The 17,616-nt window shown below is 59.6% G+C and carries 16 protein-coding genes and 1 pseudogene; 8 read left to right on the top strand and 9 right to left on the bottom strand.

Annotated elements, in window-relative coordinates; all coding sequences use genetic code 11:
• Positions 1 to 12 precede the first annotated feature (12 nt).
• The 4 genes from O7A61_RS06470 to O7A61_RS06455 form a co-directional block, all read right to left on the bottom strand.
• Positions 13 to 1,185, bottom strand: coding sequence for a glycosyl transferase family 1 (locus tag O7A61_RS06470; RefSeq protein ID WP_337129044.1), 1,173 nt, complete (start codon positions 1,183 to 1,185; stop codon positions 13 to 15).
• A gap of 303 nt (positions 1,186 to 1,488) precedes the next feature.
• Positions 1,489 to 2,412: a glycosyltransferase family 8 protein gene (locus O7A61_RS06465; RefSeq protein ID WP_337129043.1), complete on the bottom strand. Its 924-nt coding sequence runs from the start codon at positions 2,410 to 2,412 to the stop codon at positions 1,489 to 1,491.
• 87 nt (positions 2,413 to 2,499) lie between these two features.
• On the bottom strand, positions 2,500 to 3,354 hold the full coding sequence (locus O7A61_RS06460) for a glycosyltransferase family 2 protein (RefSeq protein ID WP_337129042.1): 855 nt from the start codon (positions 3,352 to 3,354) through the stop codon (positions 2,500 to 2,502).
• Positions 3,351 to 4,559 (bottom strand): polysaccharide pyruvyl transferase family protein, encoded by a 1,209-nt coding sequence (locus O7A61_RS06455; protein WP_337129041.1) that lies wholly within the window; start codon positions 4,557 to 4,559, stop codon positions 3,351 to 3,353. The genes O7A61_RS06460 and O7A61_RS06455 overlap by 4 nt, the downstream gene beginning before the upstream one ends.
• Positions 4,560 to 4,621: 62 nt before the next feature.
• On the opposite strand from O7A61_RS06455, the gene O7A61_RS06450 reads away from it, so the two are divergent.
• The 3 genes from O7A61_RS06450 to O7A61_RS06440 are packed head-to-tail and all read left to right on the top strand — an operon-like array spanning position 4,622 to position 8,281.
• Entirely contained in the window at positions 4,622 to 6,127 is a 1,506-nt protein-coding gene (locus O7A61_RS06450) for a lipopolysaccharide biosynthesis protein (RefSeq protein WP_337129040.1), read from the top strand.
• Entirely contained in the window at positions 6,124 to 7,098 is a 975-nt protein-coding gene (locus O7A61_RS06445; RefSeq protein ID WP_337129039.1) for a glycosyltransferase family 8 protein, read from the top strand. Before O7A61_RS06450 ends, O7A61_RS06445 begins: the two co-directional genes overlap by 4 nt.
• A gap of 34 nt (positions 7,099 to 7,132) precedes the next feature.
• The gene (locus tag O7A61_RS06440) at positions 7,133 to 8,281 is read left to right on the top strand and encodes an acyltransferase family protein (protein WP_337129038.1); all 1,149 of its coding nucleotides are present in this window, start codon (positions 7,133 to 7,135) and stop codon (positions 8,279 to 8,281) included.
• A gap of 268 nt (positions 8,282 to 8,549) precedes the next feature.
• On the opposite strand, the gene O7A61_RS06435 is transcribed toward O7A61_RS06440, so the two are convergent.
• From O7A61_RS06435 to O7A61_RS06415, 5 genes are all read right to left on the bottom strand, one after another.
• Entirely contained in the window at positions 8,550 to 9,881 is a 1,332-nt protein-coding gene (locus O7A61_RS06435) for a UDP-glucose dehydrogenase family protein (RefSeq protein WP_027142864.1), read from the bottom strand.
• A gap of 48 nt (positions 9,882 to 9,929) precedes the next feature.
• Positions 9,930 to 10,790, bottom strand: coding sequence for a family 16 glycosylhydrolase (locus O7A61_RS06430; RefSeq protein ID WP_337129037.1), 861 nt, complete (start codon positions 10,788 to 10,790; stop codon positions 9,930 to 9,932).
• Between the two features lie 148 nt (positions 10,791 to 10,938).
• Positions 10,939 to 11,340 carry a hypothetical protein gene (locus tag O7A61_RS06425; RefSeq protein ID WP_337129036.1) on the bottom strand — a complete coding sequence of 134 codons (402 nt, stop codon included), beginning with the start codon at positions 11,338 to 11,340 and terminating at the stop codon, positions 10,939 to 10,941.
• A 296-nt stretch (positions 11,341 to 11,636) separates the two neighbouring features.
• Positions 11,637 to 12,659, bottom strand: a complete 1,023-nt coding sequence (locus tag O7A61_RS06420; RefSeq protein WP_337129035.1) for a glycosyltransferase family 2 protein — start codon at positions 12,657 to 12,659, stop codon at positions 11,637 to 11,639.
• A 64-nt stretch (positions 12,660 to 12,723) separates the two neighbouring features.
• Positions 12,724 to 13,854, bottom strand: coding sequence for a nucleotidyltransferase family protein (locus tag O7A61_RS06415; protein ID WP_337129034.1), 1,131 nt, complete (start codon positions 13,852 to 13,854; stop codon positions 12,724 to 12,726).
• 434 nt (positions 13,855 to 14,288) lie between these two features.
• On the opposite strand from O7A61_RS06415, the gene O7A61_RS06410 reads away from it, so the two are divergent.
• The 5 genes and pseudogenes from O7A61_RS06410 to O7A61_RS06390 form a co-directional block, all read left to right on the top strand.
• Entirely contained in the window at positions 14,289 to 14,441 is a 153-nt protein-coding gene (locus O7A61_RS06410) for a lasso peptide (RefSeq protein WP_084636520.1), read from the top strand.
• Positions 14,442 to 14,575: 134 nt separating this feature from the next.
• A complete protein-coding gene (locus O7A61_RS06405) occupies positions 14,576 to 14,875 on the top strand; it encodes a PqqD family protein (RefSeq protein ID WP_337104494.1) in 300 nt (99 codons plus the stop codon).
• A gap of 109 nt (positions 14,876 to 14,984) precedes the next feature.
• Positions 14,985 to 15,377, top strand: coding sequence for a lasso peptide biosynthesis B2 protein (locus O7A61_RS06400; protein WP_337129033.1), 393 nt, complete (start codon positions 14,985 to 14,987; stop codon positions 15,375 to 15,377).
• On the top strand, positions 15,374 to 17,296 hold the full coding sequence (locus O7A61_RS06395) for a lasso peptide isopeptide bond-forming cyclase (protein ID WP_337129032.1): 1,923 nt from the start codon (positions 15,374 to 15,376) through the stop codon (positions 17,294 to 17,296). Before O7A61_RS06400 ends, O7A61_RS06395 begins: the two co-directional genes overlap by 4 nt.
• A pseudogene (locus O7A61_RS06390) lies at positions 17,293 to 17,616 on the top strand (serine kinase); the annotation flags it as partial. The gene O7A61_RS06395 and the pseudogene O7A61_RS06390, both read left to right, overlap by 4 nt.

Genomic DNA, 17,616 nt, shown 5'->3' with positions numbered 1-17,616 from the left:
GCGATGTTTCTCCTAGGCCAAAACTTCGGTTGTGAAAGGCTCGCGCGCGATGGTCAGTCGGCGAAGTTTCTCGACCAGGGCGCTGCAGTCGCCGCGATCGTAGCTCCACATCCTCGGATTGTGGGCCAGCACGCGCGCCTTGAGCCTGCCGAAGCGGTGTTGTTCCATCCTGCCAAGTGCTGTTTCCAGCGCCTCGGACGTGGCCTGCGGCAACAAAACGCCGATTTCGCGCTGCCGCAGGAACCGTCCGGTCTCGGTGTTGTCCATCGAGATCGGCACCGCGCCGAAGCGGCAGCCTTCATAAAGGCGGTTGGGCAGCAGCCATTCGGAGTTCTGTCCCTCCTCGAAGAAATCGATCGCCCAGGAGAAATGGACGTCCTGATAGATCGCCGCCATGTCCTCCGGGTTGCGATACGGCCCGCGAAACGACAGGTAAGGTTCGGCATCGACGAAGGCATGGAAATCCGGAAATTCGGAAAGTGCCGGGCGGCCGCGCAGTACGATCTCGAACCGGCCCTCCATACGGCGCGTGAAGCCGGCCAGCAGTTCGAGCGAGCGGCGGCACCGAAGCGCCCCGAACCAGCCGATACGCCATGGCGGGGCGCCAGGTCCTTCCACCGCCTCGCGTTCGCCAGGCAGAACAGCCGCTGCCTCGAAATACTTGTTCTCGACCAGTTCCACCGGTGCCGCGACCTGGCGGAAGGGTTTGAAATAATTGACGATGAAGGCGGGCGAACTGGTCACCAGCAGCTTCACGTCCCGCGCCAGATGGCGCTCGGTGGCGCGCAGCGCCTTGCCCAGGACATCGTCGCGGAGCACCAGGCGATGAATGTCGAGGCATTCATAGACGATCGGGACCGCGGCGCCGAAAGCCGACCTTGTCCGGCGCGCCAACGCCAGCATTTCCAGGTTGCGCGCGATGATGATGTCGGGCTTCGGCATGCCCTTGAGCTTCGAACCTATCGAAACTGCTGTTTTCGCCACGGCCGCCAGACGCTGCGCGAATCGGCCGTCACGCGTCGCGCCAAGGTCGACCGGCCGCAATCCTTCGATATCGGCAACCGGGGTGGCGGTACGGCGGAAGCCAGCCAGGGTGACCTGGGCGCCACCTGTCCGGAGCATCGTGATCCGCCGGCGAACCGCCGGATCGGAAACATCGTGTACAAGGTACAAGACATGCAGCATGAAAACTCGACCGCTGTTTGACCCACCCGAGGGGAGCCTAGTACAGCTCTTGCTGCATCGCAACATTTTTGCTGCGGCGTAGCAAAAATCGACCCGGCGCGTTGATCAAGGTGAATGCCAAACAGTCAGGAGAACCACACGCTCTGCATGGATTTATCACGTCGTTTCAAAGGCTTGCCAGCTCTGGACGTTTCCCTTGGGGAGTCAGGCCGCGGAAGACCATCGACTGGCGATAAATTTGTGCATAGTGCATATTGCGCTGCAGCATAAAATGCGTGGATCGAGACGAAGCAGGATGGCGCCCTACGGATTGGCTGAGCCCCGAGCCAAATTCGGTTTCTTGAATAGGTACTTAAGCCACATTTTGATAATGTCTCGATACCTGATGTTCTCTTTTCGCATGACCTCCCCGGCGAATCCCGACCGGAGCAGGTGCTTCCAATAAAGCCACGCAAACGGGTGCCACTCTCCAGCCTTCCACGGCTTAACGCTCTCCGTAAAGTGGATGATTTTCGGCACGGTATGCCTATCTCTCGACATCACGCGCCATGCGGCTAGATCATCGTACATAAACTCTCTCTGGAAATTCCAAGTCGCATCCACCTGCTTCCACTTACCCCACAACACGACATTCAGGGCGTCCTGATCGGCATATTCAAACTTGGATGGATGCTCCAGCAACAGATTCAATGCACCTCTCAGAATTCCATCAATACGAGCGCGCCGCATGTCAAATACCATCATCCCCGCGTTAAAATATTGACCGGATGGGTTCAAATTATACTTCTGCGCGAACGCTTCGATATTTATACCAGGATCAGGAACAGCCGCACAAACACAGTCGCCCAAATCACATTGCCAAAGCTCTTTCAGACTGCCCGTCACAACCATATCGATATCCAGGTATATGAGACGAGATATCGATTCATCCAGAACCTCGTCCATGATAAGACGCAAATATGTAGCGCGGCTTATTTGCAGAAGAGGAGGCAACGTCAGAGCGTCGTGGCCGACAATTGAATACCAGCGAACCTCCATCCCTCTCAATTCGGCCGATATTAATTTTTGCAAATCTTCACTTATAGCGTCGTGTATAATATGCACCGTGAAGGTGTCATCATGACCAGAATTTGATTGGACTGATTTCAATAGTGTAACTAGATGCGGTACATAGTTTGTATCGGACACGCATACTACGTTGATATTCTCATCAACAGAATTTCTCATCACCGCTCCTTAAACTCAAAAAAAAGCCGTTCTGATCTTCGAACGCCAAAAATGTCAGCCGCCACGCCCCGGGAGATGCTCCACGGCTCAAAAATATCGCGACTTTGCACTTGGTTGCTTGAAATTTGCTTTAGTCATGGCCCAGGCAAAGCCGAAATGCACTCGAGCTTTTTCTGGTCGGCGGCGCAAAGTGGCGAGAATACCTCGCAGAAGCCGAGCGATGATCCTGTCCGGCAAAAGTAGCCGCCGATTGACGAAGTATCCAATTGCCAATTCCTCCCGCAGAAGCTTGGTCTCGCTCCATGTCTCGGCGTTGTGGTTGGGATTGCTGTAGCTGACATCCCTGGTGTCGATGCGCAACATCGCGTGACGGCGGGATGCCAAATAGTACTTGGTCCATTCCTGGTCCTCGGCCGAAAAGACCTCCTCTCGGAAGGGACGCTCTCGCAGCAGTCGAGTAGGGATCATGGCCATGGTATTGGACAGGCCATTTCTGCCGTTGAAGTTGTGATTGGTCATAACGGTATGGCACTCGTGTGGGGCATCCTGTGCTGGTGGATGCCTCCAGTAGACAATCTCCATGCCCCCACTAAGACCAGCGTCCCATCCTTTCGCTATCAGGTCAGGCGCCCGAATGAGCATGTGGCTGCTGATGATGAGCGTGAGAGGCTGGTCGTTGACTGCGACACCGAGATTGATCGCTTTCGAGAAATTGAACTCCTCGGAAGGATATGTCACGATATCCGCACCAAGCTCTTCAAACGCGCTGGATACGGCCGGATCGCGCGACGAATCCACGATGATCAACCGTTTCGGAGGCACGCTTTGTCTTCGCAGCGCTTCTATCACTTCGATCAGGAGCGGCGTGCATTGATATGCGCGGATCACCGCCGCGTAATGCGGCGAAGAGCTGCAATCCGGCATTCCAATGATCTGGCTCATTTCGGCGGCATCACGGCTTGGACAGCATGGACCATGTCGGAGGGACCATCAGCTAGCCGGCAGATGGGCGCCGCATGTGTCCAGGTGTCGTAAAAAGCAGCAGCTTTGGCATCGAAGGATCTGAAAACGACGTTCGGGATTCCGAGAAGCGTGCTCAGAATATGAGCATGCAACCGATCGGTGACCACAATACGCCCGCGACTCAACAGATCGATACCGACCCTCAGCCGGGTCTCCGCGTAGCGTCGGCGTGCGATAAGCGCCAAGGGCGCCAGCAGCGGATAGGCGGCAGGAAACTTACGCGTGAATTTGGAGAACAATATGTCCCCCAATCGAGCCGCGGTTCTGGGATCATCCAACCAGTCTCTCGCCTCCGCGGAAAGCCCCATCTGGTTCAGCTGCCTCTTGATTTCTTCATGCGGCGCCACCGCTTCCTTGTCAGTGCGCAACAGGCAGAACGCGTCCACATTTGCCGGCTTGCGGACGATCCGGTCCATGGCGAATGCCATGTCCGGACAGAGCACCACCTGGCAATCGAAATTCGCCCGGGCAAAGGCTTCACTTTTTGTATCACGAGCCAGCAATGTGAAATCGGAATGCGCGGCGATGGCGTCACGCGTCTCCTGCAACACCGCCGGTGAGTCGAAATGGATGCTTTGAGACAGCTGGATGGTCGGTCGATTGGGAAAGCGCCGAAGGATTTTCAAACGAAACTCGTGGTGGTGAGGATATATATCCCCGAAATTGCCCCCGCCATGCATCAAGAGAACGGATGCGCGCTCGATGTGTCGGTCAGATGAAGGGCTGTAGGTACTCCAGTCGTGGAATGCCACTTGGCTGCCGGGAAGCTCGCGTTTGAAAAAATCCGATTCTCCCAACAAGATCGCGCAGTCGCCGACGTTGGGATGCTCCGGTGGATCAATAAGGTGGATGCGCTCGCCGCGTCCGGCTATCAGCGGGAGCAAGACTTCTCTGATACGATGCCGCAAGGCAATTTGAAGATCTTCGGTCGTTCGGCTCCGTTGCGGAGGGTCTTCCAGCCATTTCTGGTGCGTCATCAGAAGTCGATCCTTTTGTGTGTCGCTCTTTTCCATCTTGCCCCACCGACTGCGGTGCACAATAGCCACATCCGTTTTAATGCTGCACTGCGGCATAAATGCTTGCGCCCTGACCCGACGGGGAATAAAAACGGTCGCATCGGACATTGATCGAATATCGATCGCGGGCGGGGATGTGTCGGTTCTGAGTGTACTGGAGGCGCCGGCGCGTGGATGGAATCAAGGGAAGACTGGCCAAGGGCGCGGCATGGATCACCGCGGCTCGGCTCATCACCAATCTCCTGGGCTTGGTAAGCACGCTTGTCCTAGCGCGGCTGCTCACTCCCGGCGATTTCGGAATTGTCGCCCTCGGCTGGACAGTGCTCGCGATCTTGAACTCAGTCACCGAAATTTCGATCGGCGCTGTGCTCATCCATCATCCAAATCCCACCAAGGAACATCTTGATACCGCCTGGACGCTAAGCGCGGTGCGTGCCGCGGCGGTCGCCGCGATGCTTATGGTCGTCGCGATGCCGGCCGAATCGGCGTTCGCGGAACCGCGCTTGCCGCCGGTGCTGGCGGCGTTGGCAATTTCGACACTGATTGGAGGGCTTGGCAGTCCGCGTCGAATCCTCCTCACACGCGACCTGGTGTTCTGGCAGCAATTCCTGGTCGAAGTTTCCCAGAAGCTTGTCGGGCTCATCGTGTCGGCCGTGTTCGCGTTCATCTTCAAAAGTTACTGGGCGCTTGTTGCGGGAACGTTGGCATCGGATTTCACTGGCCTCGTCATTTCCTATGTAGTCGCGCCCTTCAAGCCAAAGCCCGGCTTGCGGCACTGGCGCGAGATGTTCGGCTATTCCATCTGGTTGACTCTTGCACAGGCTATCAACACACTGAACTGGCGGTTCGACCACCTGCTGATCGGGGCCTTCCTCGGCAAGACCCCGCTTGGATATTATTCGGTGGGCGACAATCTCGCCGCCATGCCGACGCGCGAGGCGATCGCTCCTTTGACCTCGGTGCTGTTTCCTGCATTCGCCCATGTGAAGAACCGTGACGACGGCGGCCTGGAGAAGGTCTACCAGTCGTCGCAAGCGCTCGTCACGATGATCGCATTGCCCGTCGGTGTCGGAATGGCGCTGATCGCCGAACCATTGGTCCGGCTGACGATGACGGACAAGTGGCTTCCCGCCGTAATCGTGATCCAGGCGTTGTCTGCCGTGTTTGCCATTCAAACCCTGGGAAGCCTGGCGCAACCGCTGGCGATGGCAACGGGCGACACGCGATTGCTGTTCAAGCGTGACGTTCAGGCATTCGTCCTGCGCGTCCCCTCGGTCGTCGTGGGACTTTGGCTTGGTGGACTTGCCGGCGTGGCAATCGCGCGAGCGGTGGCGGGGGTCATCGGCATCTTTTTCAATCTTCAGGTCGTGCGGCAACTCACCGGCATTGGCTACCTGGCACAGGTGCGCCCCAATCTGCGAAGCCTGGCAAGTGCCGGAGTCATGATCGCGGCCGTGCTCGTCTCTCGGTCGGCGCTTCCATCCGGCGTCGAAACGTCCGAGATGATTTTGAACCTCGCGTCACAGATCGCCATTGGAGCGATCGCTTTTGCCGGAGCGCAATTGCTGCAGTGGAATTTGATGCGACGACCTGTAGGACCCGAAACTGAACTGATTGCCCTGGGCAAGCGGCTTTTGATGGGCAGGGGCGCAAGCCTGCTTGGACGGTGGGCATGACAGGGAAAAAGCACGACACCGCGGTCGTCTTCGTGACCGACAACGGATATCTCGGTCCATCACTCCTGGCGGCACTTCAGTTGACGGCGCAAGGCATCGACGCGTTGGCCGACATCATGATCTACACGGTCGGTGTCGATCCAGCACTGATCGACACACTTCAGAACCGTGCAGGTCGGGCGATATCCTTCATCGCGCTGCCCGACACGTCCTATGTGCCACCGGATGGCGTGGCGTTTGCCAAGAACCACGTGCCAGTCACCGCTTTGGCGCGGCTCGTGATAGCCGACTATTTGCCTTCGCAGTATCGCAACATCGTTTATCTTGATGGCGATATCCAAATCGTTGGAGACATTGCGCCGCTCGTTCGGCATCGGGTCCGGGACGGTTGGATCGCGGCCGGCAGGGGTAGCGCCTGGCTCGATCCCGACGATAGATTGGGGCTTAATCCTGAAGGCTATTTCGATGTGTTGGCGGGAGCCACGCGTCAGAGCTACTTCAACTCCGGAGTGCTGGCCTGCAACCGGGACACTTGGGCCATTTATGGTCCCAAAGCGCTAAACGCATTCTTCAGCAACGGCGACACATTCATTCGGCACGACCAGAGTGCGCTCAATGCCGTCTTTGAGCAAAATGTCGAACCGCTCTCGCCAGCCTATAATTTCCACAATGTCTACGCCAAGCTCAAGTGCCACGGAATTCTCGCGCCAAAGATCATCCATTTCACCGGCCCCGCCAAACCTTGGAAGGCTGCCGTCCCGCCATGGGGATGGCGTTTCCACAAGCCTTATACCGATCTCATGGAGCGCTTTCCGGAGCTTGCGTCGGTCTTCAAAGTCGAACCTTACGCGCCGCAGCCGACACCCGGCCTGCGTGCGAGGATTTCAACCCTTCGGGGCGCTCGCACTCGAATATCCCAGCGCCGGGCATTTCGTGCCTATGTCAAGCGGGACTTCTTCGCAGTTAGATAACCGCCGCCACGTCGATTAATTCAGGGCGCGAATATTGACTCAAGACCGTTTCAATTCCCTGCATGCAATTCGTGGAATTGCAGCTATCGTCGTACTAACGAGCCACTTGGTGTTAGCCATTCCGGGCATCGATTTGCTTGTGTGGGCAGACCCAAACGCGACACGCCATTTCACCTGGCGCTGGGAAAACGTAATTACCTATTCTCCGCTCCACATCTTCTGGAGTGGGCACGAAGCAGTACTGGTGTTTTTCATATTAAGCGGCTTTGTCTTGACGTTGGCTATTCTCAAGGCACGGGATTCTTTTGCCAATTATGCCGCAAAGAGAATAGTGCGAATTTGGATGCCCTTTGCCGTCGCATTGTTGCTGGCAATAATTGCATCAAAGGCTCTTTTCGTTCAACCCATCGGAGATGGATACAGCGAATGGCTCCAGCACATGCCACCTGGTGCGATTTCAATCAAGTCCGTCGTGGGTCATTTGTTAATGACAGGACTGACCCAACATATGACGCTATCGCCCATAATGTGGTCTCTCGTACACGAGATAAGAATATCCATCGCGATGCCATTCATAGTCTGGGGCGTTCTGAAATTTCCAAAGGCCATGGTAACTTTGTCGTTGGTCCTCTTGGTGCCCGGGGCGATCTGGCCCGAAGCATTTAGCCTTACCGCCAGCAGCGTAACGCAGTCTCTTCTGCAGACCTCCATTTATATCCCGATCTTTGTCGGCGGAGCTTTCCTGGCCGTCTATCGAGACACACTGAAAACAGCTGTCGCCAAATATCCAACCGTTGTCGTTGCGTTGATGTGGGCCATGGGAATTCTTCTTTTGGAGGCTCGTTGGATCATCTATGACGGGTTACTTTTCAGCCACATCTCCTCCGGAGTTGGTGCTGGCCTCATAATTCTTATGGCGTTCGCTTCGCCCGGGAGCAGCCGTTTCCTCGATAAGCCGCCGCTGATATGGCTGGGGGATATATCTTACCCATTGTACCTCACTCATTTCACTGTGCTCATCGCTGTCGCGAAAATAGGGACGTTGATTGGTGCTCCTGTGTGGATCGTCCTGCCCATGGTTCTTGCAGTGTCGCTTTTGGTGGCCGACATTTTCCGAAGAATGGTCGATAGCCCTGTGCAAAATCTCAACAAGATGTTTTCGGCCAAGCCCCGAACCGCCTAAAGCGCGTCGCATTGAGTGGCATAGTGGCCAGCCAGCCCGTGAGCGTCGAGCGATCGCATGATCGCCTCAATTCACACACCACGATGACGCGCTGCTCAGCTGGAGTGATGGCGCGTTGGTGACGTTGCACGGGGTTACATGAATTCAAAGCCGGCTATCCAATTCAAGCTGGCCTATTTTCCGTCGACCTGATGCATGTCGCGCAAACTGCCCGGAGCGCGGAGCGCACGACGCCGGGTTAACAGCTGTCGTGATTGCATTCAGCTGCTCACGCCACCAGCCTGCCAATCGAGTGATATTCGATGCCGTGGCGCGCCACGACCTTGGGATCGTAGAGGTTGCGGCCATCGAAGATGACCGGCGTGGTCAGTGCAGCCTTCAGCGCATCGAAGGACGGTGCGCGAAAATTCTTCCATTCGGTGGCGATCAGCAGCGCATCGGCGCCGCGCAATGCCGCTTCCTTGGTGCCGCACAGCATCAGGTCGTCACGCAGCCCATAGATGGCCTGGCATTCCTGCATGGCCTCGGGGTCATAGGCCTGCACGGTCGCGCCGGCGTTCCAGAGCGCTTCCATCAGCACACGCGCCGGCGCCTCACGCATGTCGTCGGTGTTGGGCTTGAAGGCCAAGCCCCACAGCGCGAAGGTCTTGCCCGTGAGATCACCCTTGAAATAGCGGTGCACCTTGTCGAACAGCACGGATTTCTGGTCGTTGTTGCGCTCCTCGACGGCGCGCAGCAGCTTGGCGTCGAATTTGACGCCCTCGGCGGTCTTGATCAGAGCGCGGACGTCCTTGGGAAAACACGAGCCGCCATAGCCGAGGCCCGGATAGATGAAGTGGTAGCCGATGCGCGGATCGCTGCCGATACCCTTGCGCACCTCCTCGATGTCGGCGCCGAGCTGCTCGGCGAGGTTCGCCATCTCGTTCATGAAGCTGATCTTGGTCGCCAGCATGCAGTTGGCGGCGTATTTCGTGAATTCGGCGCTCCGCACGTCCATCACGATCATCTTCTCATGGTTGCGATTGAAGGGCGCGTAGAGCTCGCGCATCACCGCTTCGGTGTCCTCGCTGCTGGTGCCGACGATGATGCGGTCGGGCTTCATGCAGTCGGCGACGGCCGAGCCTTCCTTGAGGAATTCGGGATTGGAGGCGACGTCGAAGCGCAAATCCTCGCGCCCCCTTTTCTTCAGCGTCTCGGCGATCCTGGCCTTCACCTTTTCGCAGGTGCCGACCGGCACGGTCGACTTGCCGACGACGATCTTGGCGGTATCCATCTCGCGGCCGATGGTCTCGGCGACCGTCAGCACGTATTTGAGGTCGGCCGAACCGTCCTCGCCGGGCGGCGTGCCGACCGCTATCATCTGGATTTCGCCATGCCTGACGGCGGCCGCCGCATCGGTGGTGAACTTGATGCGGCCGGCGGCGTGATTCTCCCTGACGATGCTTTCAAGGCCTGGCTCGAAGATCGGGACGAGGCCCTGGTTGAGCCGCTCCACCTTGCTTGCGTCGATGTCGACGCAAACGACCTGGTGTCCAACCTCGGCAAGCACCGCCGCCTGCACGAGGCCGACATAGCCAATTCCAAACACCGTCAAGTTCATGCGGTTTGATTCCCATCAGGCAGCGGGCCACTTCTCGGCCCTGCCGGTTCAATTCGTCTTTCCCAACTCCTTTATACTGCACACCAGCGATTCCGGAAATTGGCAGGGCTGGCCGAGCGCGGTGAAGGCGACACGTTCGACCTGCAGCGAAAGCTTGCGGCCCGGATCGGCGAACGCTCCCATCCAGCCCTTCATCGTATCGCTGCCCCAAAAGCTGAAGAAAATCCTCTGCGCATGGCTGGGCAGCTTCGCAGGATCGGTGATGGTGTTCACAAGCTGGCCGTTGAGGTACCAGCGCAGACTATCCTTCTCCCAGACGAAGGCGTAGTCGTTGAAGGCACTGTCGGTGCCACCGGGTACGTCGACCAGCTTCTCGTTCTTGCCCTTGCCGGCGATATAGGCGTTGACCTGCACCTTGGACGTGTCCTTGGTGAGGACCTCGAAATCGATCTCGTCCCAGGGCTGCTTGTCGGACGGGCCGATATAGGAAAAGAAGGCCGCATTGAGGCCGGCGCCTGTATCGGTTTTCATTCGCGCCTCATAGGTACCATAGCCGAAGCGCTGCTTGGTCTGTATCTCACCGCAGGCGAACTCACGATCCTTGGTCTTCTGCTTCGCGAAACCGAGCGAAAGAACGCCGTCGGAAAGCTGGACCAGGCCTTTCGACCAGGTGCAATTCTGATGGCTGCCGTTTGTCCAGCCATCTGAAACGTACCAGCGCTCGCGGTCGAAACTCTTGAAGTCGTCGACGAAAGAGGGCGCGGACTGGACATCCTGCGCATGAGACGGGGTTGCCGGCAGGCTGCCAAGAGCGGCGAGCAGCAAAGCGACTGCCAGGCCGGACCGCCAGCCGAAATGCAGGGCGGTGTCGATTGCTGTCGTGGACATGATTTTGGGATCCGAATTCATGACAAACTCACCTTTGCGCTGTGCGTCCCCAACCCAACGTCGACGCTAGAACCGCTTCCAAACGGGCCAACCTTGACCTCTTCAATCACCCTCCCGACTTCCTCCAGTCTTGCATCACCTCCGTCGTAACGGTCCCGCGCCGCCGCTTTCACCCCCGGCCGGCTCCTGCCCGCCAGGCCGATGCGACCGTGGCCGGCGAATCGGTGGCCGCATTCTCGTCGAAGACCGCATCCAGCGAATGACGGAGCTCGCGCATCATGCCGCCCTGGCGCGACAGTGCCGCGATGCGGCGCTCGCCGTTCAAGATCGACTGCGTCAACGCGCTGACCTCGGACGAACGGCGGTCGGAGGCGGAACCGTTTTCCACGGCTTCGACTGGGAAGGCCGCGTTGGTCGACTCCTTGCGGTAGCGGCTCTCCAGGCTGGTTTTCTCGGCATTGATTTCAGCCGCGACCTGCTCGAACAGCTTCGCCAGCCGGTCGAGACGCGCAACGTCTGTCTGCCTGTCGCGGATAGGATCCCTTGATCTGAAGCCGAATATCGAGGCCATGAGCTTAAATTCCCGTCATCGCCGGCTTTCTAGGCCGGCTTCCGGCCGGGCCACTGGCCGATCCCCGCAACCGGGGCTGAAAAACTCGTACCGCGTCCACTTCGCCGAAGAAGAGAGACTTCGGACCAGTCCGACCGGGGCCAATTCGACTGGCCGTTCAATTTGCTGCACCGCAACATAGACTGCCATCCCCGGAGCCGCGAGGCAACCACCCAATTCGTAAACTCATAAATCCGATCGAAATGGTTTGCGTAGCGCGCTTCCGGGCGGCAGGCAGCACCGGACGGTCCCGCGCCTTACCGTCCCTTGCCCGTGCTGGTTCCGTCCATCAGGAACCGCAGCGTCGGCACGCGCTTGTTCCTGGACACGAGGCCAACACTGCGAAACAGCGCCTCGAGCTTGTCGGATGCCACCCCCTGAACGATGGGAATGAGGTTGGACTGGCTTGCGAAGGCGTAGGCCGCGGCCGAAGCCAGGCCTCGCTCGGCCTTCACGTCGAGGAAATTGCGCAGCCGGTATTTGTCGCGCACATGCCGCTCGTGCCGCCGCAGTACCGCCTTGGACCCTTCCGGCAGGCTGTCGATGGCCAGCAGCGCCAGATCGGCATCGGCCAGCCGCTTCAGGTCCTGCGTCTTGTGGCGGCCACTGAGCGAATCGGCGCGCACGATGGCGCCGTAACCGCAGGAGCGGATGACCTTGAACCGTGCCCCGTGGGCGACCGCCCGCGCGTAAAGCACATAGTCCTCGCCCAGTCGCAGGCTTTCGTCGTAGCGCAATCCGTGGCGGTCGAGGAAGGCACGGCTGATCACGGGCTTCAAGAAGCCGAGCTCGCCTCTTTGCACGCGGCGTCTGGAGATGTTGCCTTCCACGAAGCTTTCGAAATCCAGGAATTCCGGATCGGCGGCAAAATCCGGGGCGACGATTTTGGTCGCGTCACCGGTCGCGTCATCTCTGATAAGCATGATGTTGTCGGCGGCGAAATCCCAGTCGGCGCCGGCAAACAGGTTGCGAAACCGGCCCTCGAGGAAGAAATCGTCGGCGTCCAGAATGCTGACGAACGGCGCTCGTGAGCGGGCGATCGCGGCATTGCGGGCAAAGGACGGGCCGCGGTTGACGTCGAGGCGCATGACGGCAAGCCGACCGCTGCCATCATCGGCGGAGCGGGCGACCTCGGCCGTAGTGTCGGTAGAGCCGTCGTCGACGACGACGACCTCCGCCACTTCCGGTTCGCGCAGCGCGGATCCGATGGCGACCGCGATGGTGCGCGCCGCGTTCTTGGCCGCGATGATCACGCAGACCTGGGATTTCGTCATCGACATGGAATTGCCTCTTGCACAGGTTCCGTTCTGCCCTCGCCCTGTACCCGTTCGATACCCACTGCCATCATGGACTGGCCGGCCGTTCGAAGATGCGGCGGCTGATGTCCGCCGACGCGGCCCAGCCAACCTCGGCCAGATAGCGGACGGGAGCCCGCCCGCACAATTCCCACAACACCGTCCGCCGCTGCGGCCAGCGCAGCGACAACAGCCATGGCGCAATGACCATGTTGAGCAGATCCTCATTGCCGATGCGCGACAGGATCGGCTTGGCCCGCTCCGACAGAAGCGTGCCGGTGCCGCCCAGCAGCACATCGGCGGCGCGCAGGCCGAGCAGCAAGGTGTCTTCCAGTCCCTGGGTCACCGCGGCATCGAGCACACGCTGCTGATCAGCCTCGTCGAGTCGGCTGGCGCTGGCCCTGATATCGCAGACATAGCCGGCGCAGGGCTCGCGGTTGAACAGGGCCTTGGCGACGCTTATGCAGGACAGCATCAAAGTGTCGGCGGCTGACGTGAAGGGGACTTCGGCGCCGGTGATCTCGACCAGCCGTTTTCGCCGCAGGAACCCGTCGGCATCGCGGGGGCTGGGCGAGCCGGGCTGCTGAAGCCGGTAATGAAGATCGACCGTGGATGATTTCGGCCCATTGCCGCGAACCATGTGCTGTTCGCCGAGGAAGCGGACCCACCAGACCGAACGTGACTTGCCTGACACCTCGTAGCCGATCGAGCGCAACACTTCGCGTGCCTTCGAGAACCCGGCCGGCGAGACCAGGATGTCGACATCGCCCGCGGGCTTCATGAAGTGATCGTCGTAAAGCAGATGCTGCTGGAACGGCCCTTTCAGGAAGACGAAATCAATCCGCCTGTCGAGCAGCGCCTCGTTGATGGCCATCGAATCCATCAGGCAGGCGGCGTTCATCGAAACCGTCCTTCTACGATAGGTTTCAAGCCACTGGAAGAGCTCGGCCGGCCTCTCATTCGCCGGCGCACGCGACAGCGCCTTCAGAACGAAGGTACCGACCTTGTTGAGCCTGGCGATATCGGTGACGACAGCGACGGAAAGGCCCGGCGGCGACACCTCGCCCGCCGAAGCGGCCGTTCCTGCGAAATACAATCGTAAGCAGGCCTGCACATAGGCGATCTCATTGGCGCAGTCCGTGGCGCGCAATCTTTCATAAGAGCTTTCCGGCAAGGCCATTGAGCGCACAGTCTCCAAAAAACGGTTTGCGCGTCGCGCTATGCTGCAACTGCGAAGCAAAGCATCCTTAAAAACCGCGGCGCCGTAAAGCCTTTCCTTTCGCAGTGCAAAATTTTGCAACCGCCGGGCTATCGTCGGTGGTCAGTTCAAAGAGGGATATAGTCTAGTGTCATCTAAAATCAATCGCCTGCGTTGTTTTCCGTTAAAACAGTAGAATCAAAGGTTTACAGGGCTTCTAGCAGCAAGCGCCGATTGCATGCGGTTTATCTCAAAAGAGGCGAGTCTCTTATACCGGGTGACGTTCGCAACCCATAATTGATTAACGCAAGGTAAATGAGGCTTGACTCATAAATGTTGCCGTGCAGCTATTGCAATGCAGCATTAAAGTGCTGACGGCAATCGACAGGCCGTTTCAAGTCCTAATGGAGAGTAAAATGGAACAGAATGTTGAAAAGCATGAGTATGAAACGCCAAACCTGACGGTACATGGTTCAATTGAAACCATCACGCAGGGCGGCGGTGGCAGCACGGCACTCGACGCCTCGTTTCCCGCGCACACCCCGATCGGCGACCTGACTTTCTCCTGAGACCAGCCTGATGCTGGAGGAGTGACGTTGGGCCTCCAGGATCCAAGACCAAAATGGAGCCGGGGATGAAAATCCCCGACTTTCCGCCTTGAACCGACGACGTGTAGGCCGTGTGTTGCAAACGAGGTTTTAGGATGAACTGGAACCCCTCCGAGCACGATTGCGTAAGGGCCACCAAGGACGCCGTTGCTTGCGAATTCGGCAATGGCCTCGCGCTTCTCAACCTGAAATCCAATATTTATTACAGCCTCAACGGTGTCGGGGCCTTCATCTGGGAACTGATCCAGGAATCCAAATCGATCGCCGATATCCGCAGCGCGGTTCTCGCTCGCTACAATGTCGACGCCGAACGCTGCAAGGCCGACGTCGACGCATTGCTGAAAGGCTTGATGGAAAACGGGCTTGCGAGGCTTGAGCATGAGGCCCTCGTCTAGGCAGATGTCACAAAAGGCCGTGGTTCCGCAGCAGAGACCTGTGACACAGGGACATCCCCGGCCGATGAAGCAGCGGCCTAGCGGGGGGAGCCTGGCCAGGGTTTTGTCCTTGAGCGGCTCGGAAGCGTTTTTCCTGTGCCGCTGCCTGCTGGTGGTCGCAGCCGTCCGGCTGGGGCTGACATTGTTCTCCTACAACCGCGTCCGCGGGGTGGTGACACGGCTCAACGCGCGCCAATGTGCCAGCATGGGCGAGTTGCGGCTTGTCGCCTGGGGGGTTGCAGCGGCCGCACGGTTCGTGCCGGGCGCCACATGCCTGACCCAGGCGCTTTCGGGCCAATACCTCCTGGCGCGCCAAGGCAATGCCTCGAATGTCCGCATCGGCATCGAGCGCGGCACGGGCGAGCAATTGAAGGCGCATGCCTGGCTGGTCAGCGACAACCACATCGTGCTTGGCGGATCCGTCGATGGTTTCGCCCATCTGGTCGACCACGGCAGCCGATGAGCGGCGTGGCCGGAATCCTGCTGCGACAGGGCCCCGCGCCGGCTGAAGCGGCGAGCGGCATCCAGCAGATGCTGGCGCGCATGCGCCATCGTGGCCCAGACGGAAGCTCATGGTGGCTGGACAGCGGCATCGCGCTTGGCCACGCCTGGCTGAACACGACCGACGAAGCGGGCCCCGGCCCACTGACCATGGCCGGCGGCAAGCTGGCCATCACCGCCGACTGCCGGCTCGACAACCGCGACGAGTTGCTCGCCAGGCTCGGTATCAGGGACAGCTCAGTCGCCGACGCGGTATTGCTGATGCGGGCCTATCTGCGCTGGGGTGAAGCCTGCCCCGTGCATCTGCAAGGCGATTTCGCCTTTGCCGTCTGGGATGCCGAGCGGCAACTTTTGTTCTGCGCGAGGGACCATTTCGGGGTCAAGCCATTCTACTACCACGCCGCGGAGCGGCGCTTTGCCTTTGCCTCCGAGATCGGGCCAATGCTCGACCTCGACGGGGTCGATGCGCGCCTCAGCGAGCACCGGATTTCTGGATTCCTGGCCGGGCTTGCCGATGACCCGCAATCCACGCCCTACAGCTACATCTTCGCCCTGCCGGCGCGTCACAGCCTCACCGTCAGCGCGCAACGTCTGGTGCTGCGCCGGTATTGGCAGATCGAACCATCGCAGCGAGTGCCGCGGTCTGATGTCGCGGAAGAATTCGCTCATCTGTTCTCGCAAGCGGTCCGAAATCGCATGCGGGGAAGTCCGTCGGTCGGTGCGATGCTGAGCGGCGGCCTCGATTCCTCCTCGATCGCCTGCGTGGCCGGGCTGCAAAATGCGGCCGGGCGCAAGCCGAAGCTGCCGACCTTCTCACTGGTTTTCGACAGGGGTTCGTCGATGGACGAGCGCTCCTTCATCGATGCGGTGCTGGATCAGCAGAAGGCCGATCCGACGCTGATCCCTGTCGGCAATTATGCGCCTTTCGCTGAGTTCGAACGGGTACTGGAGGAGCAGGAAGGCACCTTCCTGGCGCCGGGCCTGACGCTGACCCGCGGCATCTACCGGACGGCGGGCGCCAAGGGCATCAAGGTGCTGCTCGACGGCCATGGCGGCGATGAAGTCGTTTCGCAGGGACATGGCCATCTGCACGAGCTTGCCAATGGCGGCAGATGGCTGGACCTCTGGCGCGAGGTCCGCAGCGCCTCCAACACCTATGGCGGCAGCACGCTCGGCCTCTATTTCCAGTTTCTCACCATTTACGGACCGGCCTGGCGCATCGCCAGGCTGAGGCAGCTGGGGAACCGAGCCCTGAACAGGATACGCAGGCCTGCCAAATCGCAGCGTGGCCGAAGCTGGCGCGACCTGATCAATCCGGACCTTGCCCGGCGAACGGAGCTCATCGACCGGTTCCACCGAGCCGGCTATATGCCGCCCAGCATCCAGGCCAGCGACGCGCTCAGCCACCGCTGGATGCTGTCCAACGGATATGTCCCGCATTCTTTCGAGGTTCTGGACAAGGCCGCCGCCAATTTCGGCGTCGAGCCGCGTTATCCGTTCTGGGACAAGCCGCTGGTCGAATTCTGCCTGGGGCTGCCGGGCGAGCAGAAGCTCAGTCACGGCTTTGGCCGCTACGTGTTGCGCCAGGCCATGGAGGGCATCCTGCCGGCGGCGGTCCAGTGGCGGCGCGACAAGATCGATTTCACCGCCAATCTCGTCAACGGCATGGTGCGCAATCATCGCGACCTGCTGGAGCAGTTGCTGGTAGGCGATGCGGGTCGCATCGCGCCCTATGTCAACCTGCCGGAAGTAAACGCCGCCTATGCGCGGCTGCTGCGCCAGCCGGACCAGGCGGCACCGCTCGATGTCCAGTATGTCTGGCGCTCGGCGTCACTGTCGCTGTGGCTGCGGCAGGTCCAGCATGGCGGGAGCCCCGCATGATGTCTCGCCATGAGCCGTTCGGCGGCGATCTCGACCATCTTGCCCAGCGCGGCGGGATCGCGGGAGAACGACGTTACTACCGCGCCTACGGCCTGATCATCGCATCCGACGTGTCACTGCCCGAACTGGAGCCAGCGGAACCGGCGGCGGCCGACATCGAGATCGCCATCGGCCCGATCGACATGCCCAAGCCCTCGGCGGAGGCCGCGACCGTCTTCCGCTTCGAGCCCGGCCGGCAGTATCTGGCCTGGGAGGCCGTCGGCGCATTCTTGATCAGCGACGCGCGCCGCATCGATGTCCAGCCGGCGCCCGGCGTCGAC

Origin of the sequence: Mesorhizobium sp. Cs1321R2N1 (assembly GCF_037179725.1) — a bacterium.
Taxonomy (GTDB): domain Bacteria; phylum Pseudomonadota; class Alphaproteobacteria; order Rhizobiales; family Rhizobiaceae; genus Mesorhizobium; species Mesorhizobium salmacidum.
This window is presented reverse-complemented; position numbering and strand designations above follow the sequence as displayed.

Excerpts from the sequence above, each read along its gene's own strand:
- O7A61_RS06425 (WP_337129036.1), bottom strand. The coding sequence starts at position 11,340 with ATGGCCTCGATATTCGGCTTCAGATCAAGGGATCCTATCCGCGACAGG.
- O7A61_RS06465 (WP_337129043.1), bottom strand. The coding sequence starts at position 2,412 with ATGAGAAATTCTGTTGATGAGAATATCAACGTAGTATGCGTGTCCGAT.
- O7A61_RS06410 (WP_084636520.1), top strand. The coding sequence starts at position 14,289 with ATGGAACAGAATGTTGAAAAGCATGAGTATGAAACGCCAAACCTGACG.
- O7A61_RS06415 (WP_337129034.1), bottom strand. The coding sequence starts at position 13,854 with ATGGCCTTGCCGGAAAGCTCTTATGAAAGATTGCGCGCCACGGACTGC.
- O7A61_RS06420 (WP_337129035.1), bottom strand. The coding sequence starts at position 12,659 with ATGTCGATGACGAAATCCCAGGTCTGCGTGATCATCGCGGCCAAGAAC.
- O7A61_RS06455 (WP_337129041.1), bottom strand. The coding sequence starts at position 4,559 with ATGTCCGATGCGACCGTTTTTATTCCCCGTCGGGTCAGGGCGCAAGCA.
- O7A61_RS06435 (WP_027142864.1), bottom strand. The coding sequence starts at position 9,881 with ATGAACTTGACGGTGTTTGGAATTGGCTATGTCGGCCTCGTGCAGGCG.
- O7A61_RS06405 (WP_337104494.1), top strand. The coding sequence starts at position 14,576 with ATGAACTGGAACCCCTCCGAGCACGATTGCGTAAGGGCCACCAAGGAC.
- O7A61_RS06445 (WP_337129039.1), top strand. The coding sequence starts at position 6,124 with ATGACAGGGAAAAAGCACGACACCGCGGTCGTCTTCGTGACCGACAAC.
- O7A61_RS06395 (WP_337129032.1), top strand. The coding sequence starts at position 15,374 with ATGAGCGGCGTGGCCGGAATCCTGCTGCGACAGGGCCCCGCGCCGGCT.
- O7A61_RS06470 (WP_337129044.1), bottom strand. The coding sequence starts at position 1,185 with ATGCTGCATGTCTTGTACCTTGTACACGATGTTTCCGATCCGGCGGTT.
- O7A61_RS06460 (WP_337129042.1), bottom strand. The coding sequence starts at position 3,354 with ATGAGCCAGATCATTGGAATGCCGGATTGCAGCTCTTCGCCGCATTAC.
- O7A61_RS06430 (WP_337129037.1), bottom strand. The coding sequence starts at position 10,790 with ATGAATTCGGATCCCAAAATCATGTCCACGACAGCAATCGACACCGCC.